The 16,225-nt window shown below is 65.2% G+C and carries 15 protein-coding genes and 1 tRNA gene; 12 read left to right on the forward strand and 4 right to left on the reverse strand.

Going from position 1 to position 16,225, the window contains the following annotated elements:
* Positions 1-180: 180 nt before the first annotated feature.
* On the reverse strand, positions 181-1,356 hold the full coding sequence (gene queG / locus AC1RUR_RS18630; protein WP_492846541.1) for a tRNA epoxyqueuosine(34) reductase QueG: 1,176 nt from the start codon (positions 1,354-1,356) through the stop codon (positions 181-183).
* Positions 1,305-1,997 carry a glutathione S-transferase family protein gene (locus AC1RUR_RS18635; RefSeq protein ID WP_492846543.1) on the reverse strand — a complete coding sequence of 231 codons (693 nt, stop codon included), beginning with the start codon at positions 1,995-1,997 and terminating at the stop codon, positions 1,305-1,307. Before AC1RUR_RS18635 ends, queG begins: the two co-directional genes overlap by 52 nt.
* Before the next feature lie 169 nt (positions 1,998-2,166).
* Here AC1RUR_RS18635 and AC1RUR_RS18640 point away from each other — a divergent pair, with 169 nt between their 5' ends.
* From AC1RUR_RS18640 to AC1RUR_RS18650, 3 genes are all read left to right on the forward strand, one after another.
* A complete protein-coding gene (locus AC1RUR_RS18640; RefSeq protein ID WP_492846545.1) occupies positions 2,167-2,973 on the forward strand; it encodes an undecaprenyl-diphosphate phosphatase in 807 nt (268 codons plus the stop codon).
* A 103-nt stretch (positions 2,974-3,076) separates the two neighbouring features.
* Positions 3,077-4,402, forward strand: coding sequence for an FAD-binding oxidoreductase (locus AC1RUR_RS18645; protein ID WP_492846547.1), 1,326 nt, complete (start codon positions 3,077-3,079; stop codon positions 4,400-4,402).
* A 3-nt stretch (positions 4,403-4,405) separates the two neighbouring features.
* Positions 4,406-5,146, forward strand: coding sequence for an SDR family oxidoreductase (locus AC1RUR_RS18650; RefSeq protein ID WP_492846549.1), 741 nt, complete (start codon positions 4,406-4,408; stop codon positions 5,144-5,146).
* An 85-nt stretch (positions 5,147-5,231) separates the two neighbouring features.
* On the opposite strand, the gene AC1RUR_RS18655 is transcribed toward AC1RUR_RS18650, so the two are convergent.
* Positions 5,232-6,197, reverse strand: a complete 966-nt coding sequence (locus tag AC1RUR_RS18655; protein ID WP_492846551.1) for a complex I NDUFA9 subunit family protein — start codon at positions 6,195-6,197, stop codon at positions 5,232-5,234.
* 150 nt (positions 6,198-6,347) lie between these two features.
* On the opposite strand from AC1RUR_RS18655, the gene AC1RUR_RS18660 reads away from it, so the two are divergent.
* Positions 6,348-6,434: transfer RNA gene (locus AC1RUR_RS18660), tRNA-Leu, on the forward strand.
* A 108-nt stretch (positions 6,435-6,542) separates the two neighbouring features.
* Here the strand turns inward: AC1RUR_RS18660 and AC1RUR_RS18665 are convergent.
* A complete protein-coding gene (locus tag AC1RUR_RS18665; RefSeq protein WP_492846553.1) occupies positions 6,543-7,814 on the reverse strand; it encodes an MFS transporter in 1,272 nt (423 codons plus the stop codon).
* A 349-nt stretch (positions 7,815-8,163) separates the two neighbouring features.
* On the opposite strand from AC1RUR_RS18665, the gene AC1RUR_RS18670 reads away from it, so the two are divergent.
* From AC1RUR_RS18670 to ptsN, 8 genes are all read left to right on the forward strand, one after another.
* Entirely contained in the window at positions 8,164-9,456 is a 1,293-nt protein-coding gene (locus tag AC1RUR_RS18670; protein WP_492846555.1) for a UbiA family prenyltransferase, read from the forward strand.
* A gap of 105 nt (positions 9,457-9,561) precedes the next feature.
* Positions 9,562-10,176, forward strand: coding sequence for a ribonuclease D (locus tag AC1RUR_RS18675; protein WP_492846557.1), 615 nt, complete (start codon positions 9,562-9,564; stop codon positions 10,174-10,176).
* Positions 10,177-10,310: 134 nt separating this feature from the next.
* On the forward strand, positions 10,311-11,045 hold the full coding sequence (gene lptC / locus AC1RUR_RS18680; protein ID WP_492846559.1) for an LPS export ABC transporter periplasmic protein LptC: 735 nt from the start codon (positions 10,311-10,313) through the stop codon (positions 11,043-11,045).
* Between the two features lie 5 nt (positions 11,046-11,050).
* Positions 11,051-11,779, forward strand: coding sequence for an LptA/OstA family protein (locus AC1RUR_RS18685; protein ID WP_492846561.1), 729 nt, complete (start codon positions 11,051-11,053; stop codon positions 11,777-11,779).
* Positions 11,780-12,002: 223 nt separating this feature from the next.
* Complete coding sequence (lptB, locus tag AC1RUR_RS18690; protein ID WP_492846563.1) at positions 12,003-13,013, forward strand: LPS export ABC transporter ATP-binding protein; 1,011 nt, start codon at positions 12,003-12,005, stop codon at positions 13,011-13,013.
* A 91-nt stretch (positions 13,014-13,104) separates the two neighbouring features.
* On the forward strand, positions 13,105-14,718 hold the full coding sequence (rpoN, locus tag AC1RUR_RS18695) for an RNA polymerase factor sigma-54 (protein ID WP_492846565.1): 1,614 nt from the start codon (positions 13,105-13,107) through the stop codon (positions 14,716-14,718).
* Positions 14,719-14,874: 156 nt separating this feature from the next.
* A complete protein-coding gene (gene hpf / locus AC1RUR_RS18700) occupies positions 14,875-15,486 on the forward strand; it encodes a ribosome hibernation-promoting factor, HPF/YfiA family (protein WP_492846567.1) in 612 nt (203 codons plus the stop codon).
* Positions 15,487-15,716: 230 nt separating this feature from the next.
* Entirely contained in the window at positions 15,717-16,178 is a 462-nt protein-coding gene (gene ptsN / locus AC1RUR_RS18705) for a PTS IIA-like nitrogen regulatory protein PtsN (protein ID WP_008141251.1), read from the forward strand.
* Positions 16,179-16,225 lie beyond the last annotated feature (47 nt).

Below are 16,225 nucleotides of genomic sequence, written 5' to 3' on the forward strand. Positions count from 1 at the left end.
ACGCGCGGGGAAATCAAGTCTCTGACCCTCATGGTGAGGGGGCGCGAAGCGCCGTCGCCACAACAACGGTGTCATCGCCCGGCTTGACCGGGCGATCCAGTACTCCGAGGCGGTCGTGATTGAATCGATAGGTCGCGGCGTACTGGATGCCCCGCCTTCGCGGGGCATGACAGCGGAGGGTTAGGCGGCGGTGTGCCACTCCTGCCTCACACCTTCATCGCGTTCTGCGCTCATCGCGGCAGACTTCATCGCATCGAACTCGCTGCGCCCGACCAACTGTCCCAACGCCCACACCGCCGCCCCACGCACCAACGGGCTCGCATCCTCCAGCAATCGCCGCGCCTCCTCAGCCAGCGCCACCTCGCCCGAGTTGCCGATCGCAATCAGTACATTCCGCAAGAAGCGGTCGCGGCCGATACGCTTGACCGGGGACTTCGTGAACAGCGCGCGAAACGCCGCGTCGTCGAGCCGTGCCAATTCAGCGAGATCAGGCGCGCGCAGCTCGTCGCGCGCGACGAGCTTGGCCTCGCGTCCCGCTTGCGCGAACTTGTTCCAGGGACAGGCCGCAAGGCAGTCGTCGCAGCCATAGATGCGGTTGCCGATGGCCTTGCGAAATTCGCGCGGGATCGGTCCCTTGTTCTCGATGGTGAGATACGAGATGCAGCGTCGCGCATCGAGCTTGTAGGGCGCGGGAAACGCCGCGGTCGGGCAGATGTCGAGACAGGCCTGGCACGAGCCGCAATGATCGATCTCGGCATCATCGCGCGGCAGCTCGAGCGTGGTGTAGATCGCGCCCAGAAACAGCCACGAGCCGAATTCGCGCGAGACGAGATTGGTGTGCTTGCCCTGCCAGCCCAGATGTGCGGCCTGCGCCAGCGGCTTCTCCATCACTGCCGCGGTGTCGACGAACACTTTCACTTCCGACGGCGCGGCCGCGACCAGCCAACGCGCCAGCGCCTTCAGCCGCTTCTTGATCAGGTCGTGATAGTCGTCGCCCTGCGCATAGACCGAGATCGCCGCGCGCGTGCGCTGTTGCAGGATTTTCAGCGGATCAGAGTCGGGACCGTAATTGACGCCGAGCATGATCACCGAGCGCACGTCGGCCCACAGCCCGCGCGGATCGACGCGGCGCTCCGGCTGCGCGGCGAGCCAGTCCATGTCGCCATGGCCGCCCGAGGCGATGAATTCGAGGAAATGCTTTCCGGCGTGCTCGATCGTGCCTGGTTCGGTGATGCCGATGCAATCGAAGCCGAGCGTACGCGCTTCGCGCGTCAGCGCCGCCTTCAGTTCAGTCGGATCGGCGTTCAGAAATCCAGGTCCACATAGGTCCGCGACGCCGGCACGCCCGCGAGCCATTCGCTCAGCAGCGGACGGAACGACGGGCGGGATTTCACCCGCGCGTACCACGCCTTTGCCGCGTCGTCCTCGCTCCATGGCACGTCGCCCAGATAGTCGATCGCCGAGAGATGCGCCGCGGCGGCGAGATCCGCGTAGGTGAGGCGGTCGCCGGCGAGAAAGTTACGCGTCTGAGCCAGCCAGCCGATATAGGCCAGATGATAGCGCACATTGGCCTTGGCTGCGCGCATCACGTCGGCCGAGGGCGCTCCGCCGCCGGTCTCCTCGCTCATGAAGCGCTTGTAGATGCGTTCGGTGACGAGAGGGTGGGAGACCTCCTCGAAGAACTTTTCGTTGAACCAGGCCATCAGCCGGCGCACCTCGACGCGCTCGGCAATCGTCTCCGGCATCAGGCGCTTGGGGCCCATCCCTGCGCCATAGGCCTCGTCGAGATATTCGGCGATGATCGCCGCGCCCGGGATAGGCGGCTGCTCTTCGTCCACCAGGACCGGCGTAGTGCCGGCGGCATTGAGCAGCAGAAATGCCTCGCGCCGTTCCCAGCTGCGCTCTTCGACCAGCTTCAGGTCGAGCCCGTATTCGCCCACGATCAGGCGGATGAATCGCGAATGCGGACAGAACGGATGATGAAACAGCGTAAACATGAAGCCTTTGAGTATGTGATGGTGCTTAAGAATCCATCAATGTTTGTGCGGCGCCACACTAGTCCTTCAAAACCGCGAAGCAAGGGCGAGATGTCGCATTTTGCGATTGCAGCATGGGGGCGAATAGGCGAGAAGAACCCCGCTTTTCCAGCGGAAATGGACCGTAAATATGTCAGATGCAATACGGGCAGTGATCCTCGGCATCATCGAGGGTGTGACCGAGTTCCTTCCCGTTTCCTCGACCGGCCATCTGCTGCTTGCCGAGCGCTTCTTCCATCTCGGCGAGGGCGCCTTCTGGGATTCGTTTACGGTTCTGATCCAGTTGGGCGCGATCCTCGCGATCGTCGGGCTGTACTTCAAGAAGCTCTGGGACGTCGTGATCGGCTTCTTCACGGGCGATACCTATTCGCGCCGCTTCGTGATCGGCGTGCTGGTGGCGTTCCTGCCGGCCGTCGTCGTCGGCCTCGTCGCCGGCAAATACATCAAGAGCGTGCTGTTCAATCCGTGGGTCGTCTGCTTCACGCTGATCGTCGGCGGCGCCATCCTGCTCTGGGTCGACAAGCTCGACCTCAAGCCGCGCGAGCATGACGCCACCAAGTTTCCGCTGCTGATGTATCTCTATATCGGCATTGCGCAGTGCGTGGCGATGATCCCGGGCGTGTCGCGCTCCGGCGCCAGCATCGTCGCCGCCATGCTGCTCGGTGCGGACAAGCGCGCGGCGGCGGAGTTCTCGTTCTTCCTCGCCATCCCCACCATGATCGGCGCGTTCGCCTACGATTTCTACAAGAACCGCTCCGAGATGACGATGGACCATATGGGCATCGTCGCGATCGGCTTCGTGGTGTCGTTCATCACCGCGGTCATCGTGGTGAAGACGTTTTTGACCTACGTCACCCGCCACGGTTTCGTGGTGTTCGCCTGGTGGCGCGTCATCGTCGGCACGCTCGGCCTGATCGCTCTGGCGCTCGGCCGTTAACTCCCCGAAAACTCGCATCACGGCCTCAACGTAATATAAGCTTTTGATCGGTAGGCAGTTTCCAACGCAAGGCGCGGCGCGCGCCCGGCACAGGAGCTGAACCATGACCCTCGTCAGCGGCTGGGGGCGTTTCCCGGTCGTCGATAGCGATGTGCTGCGGCCGCGGTCGTTCGAGGCCGTGGGCGACGCCGTGGTGACCGGCTCGGTGGCGCGGGGCAACGGCCGCGCCTATGGCGATGCCGCGATCGGTACCGTCAGGACGATCGGGATGACCGGGTTCGACCGGGTCAGGTCGTTCGATCCCGCGAGCGGGCGCATCCGCCTGGAAGCCGGCGTGCTGCTGTCGGACCTGATCGACACCTTTGGCCCGCGCGGCTTCCTGCCCTTCGTCGTCCCCGGCACGCGCTTCGTGTCGATCGGCGGTGCCATTGCCGCCGACGTGCACGGCAAGAACCATCATTGCGAGGGCGGCTTCGGCCGCTATGTCGACAGCCTTCTGCTGCGCACCGGACAGGGCGAAATCATCGAAGCTTCGCGCGAGCAGAATTCCGACGCCTTCTTCGCGACCGTCGGCGGCATGGGGCTCACCGGCGTGATCCTGGAGGCCACGCTGCGGCTGCGCACCGTCGAGACCGGCTGGATCCGCGAGCGGGTGATCTCCGCATCCGATCTCGATGCGGCGATGCGCGCGCTCGATGCGGGCGATGCCGCGACCTATTCGGTGGCGTGGATCGATTGCGCCGCGCGCGGCCGTGACCTCGGCCGCTCGCTGATCTATCTCGGCGAGCACGCAAGCAAAAGCGAGCTCGCCGAAGGCGCCGCCGTCTTTCCGGTCGGCAAGGAGCCCCGGCTTGCCGTGCCTGTCGACCTGCCGTCGATGACGCTGAACCGCCATAGCATCCGCGCCTTCAACGAGCTCTACTACCGCATGGGCGCGCGGCGCGCCGGCGGCAGCCATGTGGTCTCGCTCTACCCCTATTTCTTTCCGCTCGACAGCATCGCTGACTGGAATCGCATCTATGGCAAGCGCGGCTTCCTCCAGCATCAATGCGTGATCCCGGAGCGAGGGGCGCGCGATGTGCTCGGCGACATCCTCGAGCGCGCCTCGAAGCGCGGCGATGCCTCCTTCCTCGCGGTGCTCAAGAAGCTCGGCCAGGGCGACGGCATCTTGTCGTTCCCGTTGCCCGGCTACACGCTGGCGCTGGATTTTCCGCTGAAGGGCGACATCCTGAATTTCCTCGACGAGATCGACCGCCTGGTCGTCGCTGCCGGCGGCAGGCTCTATCTCGCCAAGGATGCACGCCAGTCGCGCGCGACGTTCGAAGCCGGCTATCCCGCCTTGTCGCACTTCAACGCGATCCGGAAATCGCTCGATCCTGCCGGAGTCATCCGCTCGAAACTTTCACAACGCCTGTTCGATGAGGTTTAAGCCGTGACGTCACGCAAGACAGTATTGGTGCTCGGCGGCTCCTCCGACATCGGCCGCGCCGCCGCGCGCGCCTTTGCGAAGGCGGGATACGATGTCGCCCTTGCGGGGCGCGACGTCGCCGTGCTCGAGCCCGACGCCGCCGATCTGCGCGCCCGCTACAATATCGAGGCCAGCACCTGGACGTTCGACGTCCTCGACACCGCGTCGTTCGAGGGCTTTGTCGGAGGCCTGCCGGCGCTGCCCGACGTCGTCATCTCGATCGTCGGACTGCTGGGTGTGCAGGAGAATGCCGAGAGCGATCTTGCGCACGCCACCACCATCATGCGCTCGAACTACGAAGGCCCCTCGCTGATCCTCGGCCTGTTCGCGGAAAAGTTTTTAGGCCGCGGCAGCGGCACGCTCGTCGGCGTGTCGTCCGTTGCCGGCGATCGCGGACGTGCCTCGAACTATGTCTACGGCTCGGCAAAAGCAGGCTTCTCCGCCTTCCTCTCGGGCCTGCGCGCGCGCGCCAGCCGCGGCGGCGTCCACGTCGTCACGGTGAAGCCCGGCTTCGTCCGTACGAAAATGACGGAGGGCATGAAGCTGATCGGCCCGCTCACCGTCGAGGCGCCCGTGGTCGGCGATGCGATCCTCAGCGCCGTCGAGACGAAGACCGACGTCGTCTATGTCAGCGGCAAATGGCGCCTGGTAATGCTGATCATCAAGACATTGCCGGAAGCGGTGTTCAAGAAGCTGAAGTTTTGAGGCTGCTGTTGCCGCGCTGACGGTGTGCCCCCTCGCCCGCTTGCGGGAGAGGTTCAGAGAGACCGCGGGGCGAGGTGAAAAAACCTCACGCGCTCTTGCGCTGGAACTGGCCCTGGGGACGGAAACGCCAGAGATATTGCGGGGCGATCGCTTCCAGCGAATCGGCCGTGATGCCGAGCCCTTCCAGCGTCAGGCCCGCCGCCTTCGCCGCGTCCGATACGACATTGTCGCGCGCGAGCAGCGTGACCTGGTCCGGCGTCAGCTTGAACGCGCCCGGCGCGAATTGCAGGAAGTTCGCCTTGAAGCGGGCAAGCCCGAACGGCAGCGGCACCAGCATCGGCTTGCGGTCGGCGATCTCGACGATGGCCTCGATGATTTCGCGCATGGTCAGCACTTCCGCACCCCCAACCTCATAGGTCGCGCCCGCCTTGGCCTTGCCGTCGACGGCGTCCGCGATCGCGGTCGCGACGTCGCCGACATAGACCGGCTGCATCTTGGTCTCGCCGCCGATCAGCGGCAGCACCGGCGACATCCGCGCCAGCGCCGCAAAGCGGTTGGTGAACTGGTCCTCGGGGCCGAACATCACGGAGGGACGGAAGATCGTCGCCGACGGCACCGCGGCCAGCACCGCCGCCTCGCCGGCCGCCTTGGCCTTGGCATAGTGCGAGGGCGATTCGGCGTCGGCGCCGATGGCGGAAACATGCACCAGGCGCGCCCCGGCGGCAGCCGCGGCCTTGGCGACGGTCTCGGCGCCCTTGGCCTGGACCGCGTCGAACGTCTGGGCGCCGCCCTCGGCGAGGATGCCGACGAGGTTGATCACGACGTCCGAATCACGCACCGCAGCCTCAACCGAAGCCGGATAGCGCAGATTGGCCTGAATGGTGTGGACCTGCCCGACCTTGCCGGAGGGCTGGAGGTATCCGGCCAGTTCCGGCCGCCGCACCGCAACCCGGATCCGGTAATCCCGCCGGCACAGCGCCCGGACGACATTCCGGCCCAAAAACCCCGATCCGCCGAAAACCGTGACGAGAGTTTCCAGATTCGATGCCATGGGGTCTGATCCTGCGGGAAGAGTGCGTGCTGTCAGGCTTGTATCGGTCCGGTTTGCGATGCGCAATCCGCATCCCTGCGCATGTCCCAAGCAGCATTTGACAACCGCGTCACCGAACCTTAGTAACCGCCTCCGTGCCCCAAACGGCATGCCCAGGTGGTGGAATTGGTAGACGCGCTGGCTTCAGGTGCCAGTGGCTTAACGGCCGTGAAGGTTCGAGTCCTTTCCTGGGCACCATTTTGCGGGGTTTGAACCCAAAATAGAGCTACCTCAGAGCGGTAGAGATGGTAGGGCGGCGAGCGCCGCTGCGACGGTCCCTTATGGGGACCAGGTCTGCCCCCGCCCTCACACCACCCGCTTCCCCGTCCGCTCCGCCACCGCCTTCTGCACAAAATACATCATCACCAGCGTGATGATCGTCGTGGCGACGACGACGTAGCCGATCCGGTCGAAATGGAGCAGCGCGCCGTCGGGCGCCTGCGCGATGATCGCGCCGGCGAGCACCGAGCCGAGGCCGCCGGAGAGCTGCTGCAGCGAGGCGCTGACCGCGCTGAACGAGCCGCGCTGGGTCGGATCGGGGATCGCCGACATCAGCGCCTGCGACGGGATCATGCGCGAGAAGATGCCGACGAACATCAGCACGTTGACGATGATCGCGGTCACGAGCGAGACGTGGCCGAGATGGGTGTAGATCAGCACCATGATCACGGTCATCACGCAGCCGAACACGAAGGTCGGGTATTTGCCGAACGCGTCGCTGGCTCGGCCGACCAGCGGTCCCGTGACGATGCTGAACAGGCCGGAGACGAGATAGATCGTCGGCAGATGCGTGATGGCGATGCCGAGATTGTGCACGGTGAAGGCGCTGGAGAACGGCATCAGCATGTACCCGCCGGTCGCCAGCAGCGTCGTGACTGCGAAAGCCAGCGTATAGCGTGGCTGCGCCAGCGTCGCGATCAGATGGTGGAACGGGTTTCTGTCCTGCTTCAGCTTCAGATGCGCATCGACCGGCTCCATGGCGAAGGCGATGATCGCGATTGCGGCGATCGACACCACGACGATCGCGATGAAGCAGACATGCCAGCTCCAATGATTGGCGAGAAACAGCCCGGCGGGAATGCCGAGCACCTGGCTCGCCGCGAACGCGGTCTGGATAATTCCCATCACGCGGCCGCGCATCTGCAGCGGGAACAGGTCGGTGATGATGGCGAGCACCACCGAGCCGATCACGCCACCGAACAATCCGGTCACGATCCGGCCGAGCAGCAGCACGTGATAGTTCGGCGCGGCCGCGCAGAGCGCGGTGCCGAGCGTGAAGCCGACATAGAAGAACAACAGCAGGCGCTTGCGGTCGAACCGATCGGCAAAGCCCGCGGCCAGCACGCCCGAAATGCCCGCACTGAACGCGTAGGCCGACACCGCGACGCCGAATTGGGTGGCCGTGATGTCGAGCGCGGGCATCAGGATGGCGCCGAGCGGCGACATGATGATGAAATCGAGGATGATCGTGAACTGCGTGAACGCGAGCAGCGCGACGAGGAGCACCTGGTCGCGTGAAAAGCCGCGCTGGCGGTCCGGTTGATCCTCGATAGGCGCAGCGAGCGTCTGTTCGGTCATGACATCTCATTCGTGGTGAGCGGGGCGGGGCGCGGGGGACTCGCACCAGATGGGGTGGCCTGGGACGATTTTCACTGGGCGCAAGGCGCAACTTGCCCCGGACCATGGAACGCGCGCCGGATTGTGGGATCCATGCAACAGGCTGCTCGCCAGAGAACCGTCGGTCCCCATTCGCCCGCAGGTGGTCCCGGCCTTTCAGGCCCGAATTAAGTCAGCCTTAGCGAATGCTCCCTAGGCTCGCAGCCGTCCATTTCCCTGCTCCCCGGCCTTCCCAGCCCTTGGGCCGGCCGTGTCGCGGTCACCTGAGCGTTTTCGGATGGAGCAGCCTGCCTGGCGTTATGATTCTGGCGTGTCCGAGCCGTCGGCAACGACGGCGGCCGCCCGGACGCTCGTCATCGATCTCGAAGGCGCCCTGCTGCGGTCCGAGCTGCTGATGGAAGCGCTGTTCTCCAGCCCCGGCCGCATGCTGGCCCGCTTCGGCGCGGGCGGACAAGCGGGCATGGCGGCGCTCACGGAGATTCTGGCGCGGGCCAAGATCGATTACGCCCATCTGCCCTATGATTCCGGGGTGCTGAACCAGGCGCTGGCGGCGCGGGCACGGGGCGAAAAAATCTATCTCGTCGCGGGACGTTTCGCCGGCCATGCCGCCGCCATTGCCGCCCATCTCGGCTTCGACGGCGTCGTTACGCCGGCTGATCTTGCCGCAGGCGACGGCCTGCCGTTCGATCGTGCCGCGATCGATTGCATCGACAACCGCGCGCGCAGCAGTGCCAGCCTGAAGACCTGGGCAAAGGCGCTGCGCGTCTACCAATACGCCAAGAACACGCTGGTGTTCGTGCCTGCCATCACCGCGCATCAGATGAATCTCGCCTCGCTCGGCAACGCGCTGCTGGCATTCCTGGCGTTCTCGGCCTGCGCCTCCGGCGCCTATCTGATGAACGATTTGCTCGATCTTGCCGCCGACCGGCAGCATCCGACCAAGCGTCATCGCGCGCTCGCGGCGGGCGATTTGCCGATCTCCTCGGCGCTGCTTGCCATCCCTGCGCTGTGGCTGTTTGCCGTCGCCGCCAGCCTCTGCATCTCGCCGCTGTTCCTCGCCGTGCTCGGCGCCTATCTCGCCACCACGATCGCCTATTCGCTCGTGCTCAAGCGCAAGATGCTGGTCGACGTGGTGACGCTCGCCGGCCTCTACAGCTTGCGCATCATCGCCGGCGCCGTCGGTGTCGGCGTCGTGCTGTCGGAATGGCTGCTGATCTTCTCGCTGTTCGTGTTCACCTCGCTGGCGCTGATCAAGCGCTTCAGCGAGCTCAGCATGCGCGAGAGCGCCGGCCTCGCCGATCCCTCCAACCGGGACTACAGGATCACCGACCTGCACGTCATCGGCGCGATGGCGGCCGCGAGCGCGATGAACGCAGTGACCGTGTTCTCGCTCTATGTGTCCTCCTCCGCGGTGACGCCGTTGTACAGCCGCCCCTGGATGCTGTGGCTGCTCAACCCGCTGCTGCTGTACTGGTTCGGCCGCGCCCTGATGATGGCGCATCGCCGCGAAATGCCGGACGATCCGATTCTCTACACCTTCCGCGACGGCGCCAGCCGCATCACGGTCGCGGCGATGATCTGCATCATGCTGGCCGCGATCTGACGGCGCCGGCGCTTGCGCGGGCCGTCTCCAGTGGATACATCGCGGGCTATCCGAATTAGCCTATGATGCCGACGCATCCGATTCGACCCGAGGTTTTGACACGCCATGACCGTACGCCTGCACCGCGGTGACCTGCCCGATCTCACGCGCTACACCGGAGCGGTGGCGATCGACACCGAGACCATGGGGCTGAACCCGCACCGCGACCGGCTCTGCGTGGTGCAGCTCTCGCCCGGCGACGGCAGCGCCGACGTGGTGCAGATCCCCAAGGGCCATACCGACGCGCCGAACCTGAAGGCGCTGCTGGCCAATCCCGCCATCACCAAGATCTTCCACTTCGCGCGGTTCGACGTCGCCGTGCTGTACCAGAGCTTCGGCGTCATGACCGGGCCGATCTACTGCACCAAGATCGCCTCCCGCCTGACCCGCACCTATACCGACCGTCATGGCCTCAAGGACCTCGTGCGCGAGGTGCTCAATGTCGACCTCTCCAAGCAGCAGCAATCCAGCGACTGGGGCTCCGACAGTCTGACGGAGCCGCAGCTCGCCTACGCCGCCTCCGACGTGCTGCACCTGCACGCCCTGCGCGAGCGGCTCGACGCCATGCTGGTGCGGGAAGGCCGCAGCGGGCTGGCCAAGGCCTGTTTCGACTTCCTGCCGACCCGTGCCCTGCTCGACCTCCAGGGCTGGGAGGAAGAGGACATTTTCGCGCATTCCTGACGGCTCGACCGGCGGCCAATCGCCCCGTTTCGGACACTTTCATGTCGGCCTGTCCGAGGCTGCATATTCAGGCGGCGCCGGGTACAATGGCGCGCACTTGACCGGACAAGGCGAGCGACACCTCAGGAGCCCAGGTGAATTCGGCCCAGAACCCAACCTACGACGCCGCACTAGCGGCGAAGTTCGCCAGCGCGGCGCGTCACAGCCGTCTGGTCCGGTTTCTGCGCATCGCTGTGCCGGGCGCGGTGCTGTTGTCCATGGCTGCCATCGTCGGCGTCTCGATCTTCAATCCGTTTCGCATGCTGATGCCGAACCTGCCGCTCGATTCCGGAAACCTGGTGGTGTCGGGCACCAAGATCACGATGGAATCGCCGCACATGTCCGGCTTCACCCCGGACCAGCGGCCCTACGAGCTCTGGGCCAAGACGGCAACGCAGGACATCACCGACCCCGACCATGTCGATCTCAAGGATCTGCGTGCGAAGGTACTGATGGAGGATCAGTCGACCCTGTTCCTCGATGCCCGCACCGGCCGCTTCGACAACAAGCAGCAGCAGCTCGACCTGCACAAGGACATCTTCCTGCGCACTTCGACCGGCTATGAGGCGCGGCTGAACTCGGCGTTCGTCGACATGAACAAGGGTACGGTCTCGTCGGACGAGCGCGTCGACGTCAAGCTGACCAACGGCACGCTGACGGCGGATCGGCTGCGCATCACCGAAGGCGGCGATCTCATCCGCTTCGAGGGCAATGTGGTGATGTATCTGGACAAGCTCGATGCTCCGGCTCCTGCTCAGCCTGTGCCGGTCGAGCCGACGCCGCTGGTGAAGACACGTACGCCCCAGAACAAGTCCGCCAATTCAAAGTGATTTTCATGATCAGGTTTTTTCCGCGCAGCGAAGACAAGCGTGGCGCCATTGTCAGCGCGGCCGCGCTCGTCCTCGGCGTCGTGCTGGCCGCTGGCGGTGCGGCGATCGCACAGAGCACGATGCAAGGCGTGCCGAACGCGATGCAGGGCTTCTCGCAGAACCGCGATCAGCCGATCCAGATCGAAGCCGCTTCGCTGGAGATGCGCGACAAGAAAAAGGAGGCGACCTTCTCCGGCAACGTGAAGGTCGTGCAGGGCGACACCACCATGACCTCGAAGACGCTGGTGGTGTTCTACGAATCCGGCGGCGACAAGCCCGCCACGCCGCCGCAGCCCGCGGCGAAGGGGGCCAAGGCGGCGCCGATGCAGTCGGCAACGCCGGGCCCGGGCGGCAGCTCCTCGATCAAGCGGCTGGAGGCGCGCGGCAATGTCGTGGTGACCCAGAAGGACCAGGTGGTGACAGGCGACACCGCCGTGTTCGACACCAAGACCAACCTCATCACCATGCTCGGTGGCTCGGGCCAGGTGGTCCTGACGCAGTGCAAGAACGTGCTGCGCGGCGACCGTCTGGCGGTGGACATGACGACGGGCGTGTCGCGTGTGGAATCCGACAATGGCAGGGTGCAGGCCCTGCTGCCGCAGGGCGGTGGCAATGATTGTGGCCAGGGGGGACAGGGCGGCAAGCCCGGTGCGGCGTCGCCTCTGCAATTGCCCGGCGCAACTAAACCGAAGTAAATTCAAAGACTTGTATCGAATGCTCCCGATCCGAGGTTGAAGCTTGCCCGGCGAGACTGTATCTAGCGCGCAGGGCTTTCGAAGCGGGGTTCACCGCTTATCGGGCGTGTTTCACTGGGCATGAGGCATCCCTTCACTCATGCTGCGTCGGCGAATCGCAAGGCCGGCGCGGCAGATCGCGCGAGCACCGCGCAGGATCATCGTAGAAGGCTAGAAGGCGGGGATGGTCGATCTCTTCAGTATGTTCCGTCGGCGCCCCGCCAAGCGTGGCCGGCCAGGATTTGCGCGTCAGGACATCACCTCGCTCGGCGATGGCGTCGGCGGGCTGGTGGCAAGCCCGGTGCGGGACGCGCCGCCGATCGCCCGTGACCAGCCGATGCACGCGCCCGACCAGTTCCAGGCTGACTTCCAGGCCGATTATCAAGCCGAGCCGCCGCGGGCCCAGGCGGTCCATCCCGTCAGGGCTGCCACCCGGCCGAATGGCGCCGGCGGGCCGCAGCTTCTGAAGCGGCCGGGCTTCCTGGCTGTGCATAGCGTGGAAAAAGCCTTCGGCAGCCGCCAGGTGGTGCGCGGCGTCAGCATCTATGTGCGCCGCGGCGAGGCGGTCGGTCTGCTCGGTCCGAACGGCGCCGGCAAGACCACCGTGTTCTACATGATCACCGGCCTGATCAAGGCCGATCGCGGCGCGATCGAGCTCGACGGCCACGACGTCACCAAGCTGCCGATGTATCAGCGTGCGCGGCTCGGCATCGGCTATCTGCCGCAGGAAGCCTCGATCTTCCGCGGCCTCACCGTCGAGCAGAACATCCGCGCCGTGCTCGAAGTGGTCGAGCCCTCGCGCAAGAAGCGCGAGCAGCAGCTCGACTCGCTGCTCGACGAATTCAACATCACGCGCCTGCGGAAATCACCTTCGATCGCGCTGTCCGGCGGCGAGCGGCGCCGCGTCGAGATCGCGCGCGCGCTGGCGACGCGTCCGAACTACATGCTGCTCGACGAGCCCTTCGCCGGCATCGATCCGATCGCGGTCGGCGACATCCAGGATCTCGTCCGCCATCTCACCAATCGCGGCATCGGCGTGCTGATCACCGACCACAATGTGCGCGAGACGCTCGGCCTCACCGACCGTGCCTATATCGTCTATGCTGGTGAAATCTTGACCGAGGGCAGCCCGGATGAGATCGTCGCCGATCCGGATGTTCGCCGCCTTTACCTTGGCGAGGAATTCCGCCTCTAGCCCTTTTTTCCAATTCGTCAAGCCGTGTACATCGTGCCAAGACTAGGATAAGCAAAAATCGGACCAACTTTTTGGGATCGGTTCTTGCTTCATGGCGCTCACGCAGAGATTAGAGTTCCGGCAATCGCAGTCGCTGGTCATGACGCCGCAGCTGATGCAGGCGATCAAGCTGCTGCAATTGTCCAATCTCGATCTCACGACCTTCGTGGAAGAGGAACTCGAGCGTAATCCGCTGCTGGAACGGGCCAATGACGAGGCCGGCGGCGGCGAAGCCCCGGCCGAGGCCGGCCAGTTCAGCGATTCCGACGGCGGCCACAACGACGAGCCGGGCGGTGGCCCGGGCGAGGCCTTCGAGCCCGGCCAGGAAGAATGGATGAGCAAGGATCTCGGCACCCGCGCCGAGATCGAGCAGACCCTGGACACCGGTCTGGACAACGTCTTCTCCGAGGAACCGGCCGAGGCGGCGGCCCGCACCGCCCAGGACGCCGCGCCGACCACCTACACGGAATGGGGCGGCGGCGCCTCCGGCGACGAGGACTACAATCTCGAAGCCTTCGTCGCCGCCGAGATCACGCTCGGCGACCATCTCGCCGAGCAGCTCGCGGTCGCCTTCACCGGGCCGGCGCAGCGCATGATCGGCCAGTACCTGATCGACCTCGTCGACGAGGCCGGCTATCTGCCGGGCGACCTCGGCCAGGCTGCGGAGCGCCTTGGCGCCTCGCAAGCCGACGTCGAGGACGTCCTGGCCGTGCTGCAAAAATTCGATCCGCCCGGCGTCTGCGCGCGCAATTTGAGCGAATGCCTGGCGATCCAGCTGCGCGAGCTCGACCGTTACGACCCTGCGATGCAGGCCCTGGTCGAGCATCTCGATCTTCTTGCCAAGCGCGACATCGTGGCCTTGCGCAAGCTCTGCGGCGTCGACGACGAGGACATCGCCGACATGATCGGCGAGATCCGCCGCCTCAACCCCAAGCCCGGCATGAAGTTCGGCTCGGCGCGGCTCCAGACCATGGTGCCCGACGTCTATGTGCGTCCGGGTCCTGACGGCGGCTGGCATGTCGAGCTCAACAGCGACACCTTGCCGCGCGTGCTGGTCAACCAGACCTACTATTCCGAGCTGTCGAAGAAGATCGGCAAGGACGGCGACAAATCCTACTTCACCGACGCGCTGCAGAACGCGACCTGGCTAGTGCGCGCACTCGACCAGCGCGCCCGCACCATCCTGAAGGTCGCGACCGAGATCGTGCGCCAGCAGGACGGCTTCTTCACCCATGGCGTCGCGCATCTGCGGCCGCTGAACCTGAAGGCCGTCGCCGACGCCATCCAGATGCATGAATCCACGGTGTCGCGCGTCACCGCCAACAAATACATGGCGACCAATCGCGGCACGTTCGAGCTGAAATATTTCTTCACGGCCTCGATCGCCTCGGCCGACGGTGGCGAGGCGCATTCCGCCGAGGCCGTGCGCCACCACATCAAGCAGCTGATCGATTCGGAGGAGCCGTCCGCGATCCTGTCGGATGATACCATCGTGGAACGCTTGCGCGCTTCGGGCATTGATATTGCCCGCCGCACGGTCGCGAAGTACCGCGAAGCCATGCGTATTCCTTCCTCGGTGCAACGCCGCCGCGACAAGCAGAGCACTCTTGGTAACGTCCTTTCCACCGCAATGTCCGATCGCTCCCGCAACCCCGAGCCGGCCTGATTGCGCTGGCGCCAAATCGCGCTACTCTCAATCGACCATCGAGACCGATCCATGCGCGCGCATGATCCGGACCCGGAGGGCCGCGCCAGTGCAAGGTGTGCAGCGGTTGTCCGCATGGATCACGCGCAGACAAGAACCTAACCAGGCGAGGTTCACATGACTCTCCGCATTTCGGGAAAGAGCGTCAGCGTCGGGGAGGCCCTGCGCGGCCGCGTTTCCGACCGGACCGAGGAGGTCCTGCGCAAATATTTCGACGGCAATTATTCCGGCCACATCACGCTGAGCAAGGATGGCTTCGGCTTCCGGACCGATTGCGCGCTGCATCTCGATTCCGGGATTACGCTGGAGGCCGATTCGAACGCGCCGGATGCCTATGCCAGCGCCGATCAGGCCCTGATCATGATCGAGAAGCGGCTCAAGCGCTACAAGAGCCGTCTGAAGGACCGCTCGGCCCGCAAGGCCCATGTCGCCTCCGCCGCGCTCGCCGCCATGGACGCCACCAGCTACGTGCTGGAGGCGCCCGGCGAGGGCGAGGACGAGGAGGAGGTCACCGGCTATAGCCCCGTGATCATCGCCGAGGCCACCACCTCGCTGAAGCAGCTGTCGGTCAGCGAAGCCGTCATGGAACTCGACCTCAGCGGGGCACCCTGCCTGGTATTCCAGCATGGCTCCAGCGGCCGGGTGAACATCATCTACCGCCGGGCCGACGGCAATGTGGGCTGGATCGACCCGCCCGGAGGCAAGGTTGACGGGAAAGCGGGCGGTTAGGGCCGGATTCGGGCCCCGTACGATCCGCAGGTCTTAACAATGACCGGGGCAAAGCCGCACGCAGGAGTTGGCACCGGGATTGCGTTGGAGTAGAAGCGCCCCACATCAGGACCTAACGGGACTTGGGCTAAGTCCCCCTCCTGCTTCACCTTCTTGACGCCGGCCGGGCTCGGTTTAACTGAGCAGGCCAATTCGGAACCTGACGGTTTAATTCACCTCGGAAACCATCCATGCCGATTACCGATCTGGTCGCGCCCGAGGCGATTCTCCCGGCATTGAAGGTCAACAGCAAGAAGCAGGCGCTCCAGGAGCTCGCGGCCAAGGCCGCCGAGCTGACCGGGCAGAACGAGCGCTCGGTGTTCGAGGTGCTGCTGCAGCGGGAGAAGCTCGGCACCACCGCGGTCGGTTACGGCGTCGCCATTCCCCACGGCAAGCTGCCCAAGCTGGAAAAGATTTTTGGCCTGTTCGCCCGGCTCGATCGCCCGATCGATTTCGAAGCGATGGACGGCCAGCCGGTCGATCTCGTCTTCCTGCTGCTCGCCCCCGAAGGCGCCGGCGCCGATCATCTGAAGGCACTCGCCCGCATCGCCCGCCTGCTGCGCGACCAGGACATCGCCAAGAAGCTCCGCGCCTCGCGCGACGCCCAGGCGATCTATTCGGTGCTGGCGCTGCCGCCGGCGACCGCGGCTTAGCCTCTCGCACGTTCGAACCCGCGCCGCGCCGGCTGCGACGTAATGTC

The sequence above is a fragment of the Bradyrhizobium sp. GW821-FHT12B03 genome, from assembly GCF_058807535.1.

Coding starts and splice junctions, on each gene's coding strand:
- queG (WP_492846541.1), bottom strand. CDS start 1,356: ATGGCTCGCGGGCGTGCCGGCGTCGCGGACCTATGTGGACCTGGATTT.
- AC1RUR_RS18635 (WP_492846543.1), bottom strand. CDS start 1,997: ATGTTTACGCTGTTTCATCATCCGTTCTGTCCGCATTCGCGATTCATC.
- AC1RUR_RS18640 (WP_492846545.1), top strand. CDS start 2,167: ATGTCAGATGCAATACGGGCAGTGATCCTCGGCATCATCGAGGGTGTG.
- AC1RUR_RS18645 (WP_492846547.1), top strand. CDS start 3,077: ATGACCCTCGTCAGCGGCTGGGGGCGTTTCCCGGTCGTCGATAGCGAT.
- AC1RUR_RS18655 (WP_492846551.1), bottom strand. CDS start 6,197: ATGGCATCGAATCTGGAAACTCTCGTCACGGTTTTCGGCGGATCGGGG.
- AC1RUR_RS18665 (WP_492846553.1), bottom strand. CDS start 7,814: ATGACCGAACAGACGCTCGCTGCGCCTATCGAGGATCAACCGGACCGC.
- AC1RUR_RS18675 (WP_492846557.1), top strand. CDS start 9,562: ATGACCGTACGCCTGCACCGCGGTGACCTGCCCGATCTCACGCGCTAC.
- AC1RUR_RS18685 (WP_492846561.1), top strand. CDS start 11,051: ATGATCAGGTTTTTTCCGCGCAGCGAAGACAAGCGTGGCGCCATTGTC.
- lptB (WP_492846563.1), top strand. CDS start 12,003: ATGGTCGATCTCTTCAGTATGTTCCGTCGGCGCCCCGCCAAGCGTGGC.
- rpoN (WP_492846565.1), top strand. CDS start 13,105: ATGGCGCTCACGCAGAGATTAGAGTTCCGGCAATCGCAGTCGCTGGTC.
- hpf (WP_492846567.1), top strand. CDS start 14,875: ATGACTCTCCGCATTTCGGGAAAGAGCGTCAGCGTCGGGGAGGCCCTG.
- ptsN (WP_008141251.1), top strand. CDS start 15,717: ATGCCGATTACCGATCTGGTCGCGCCCGAGGCGATTCTCCCGGCATTG.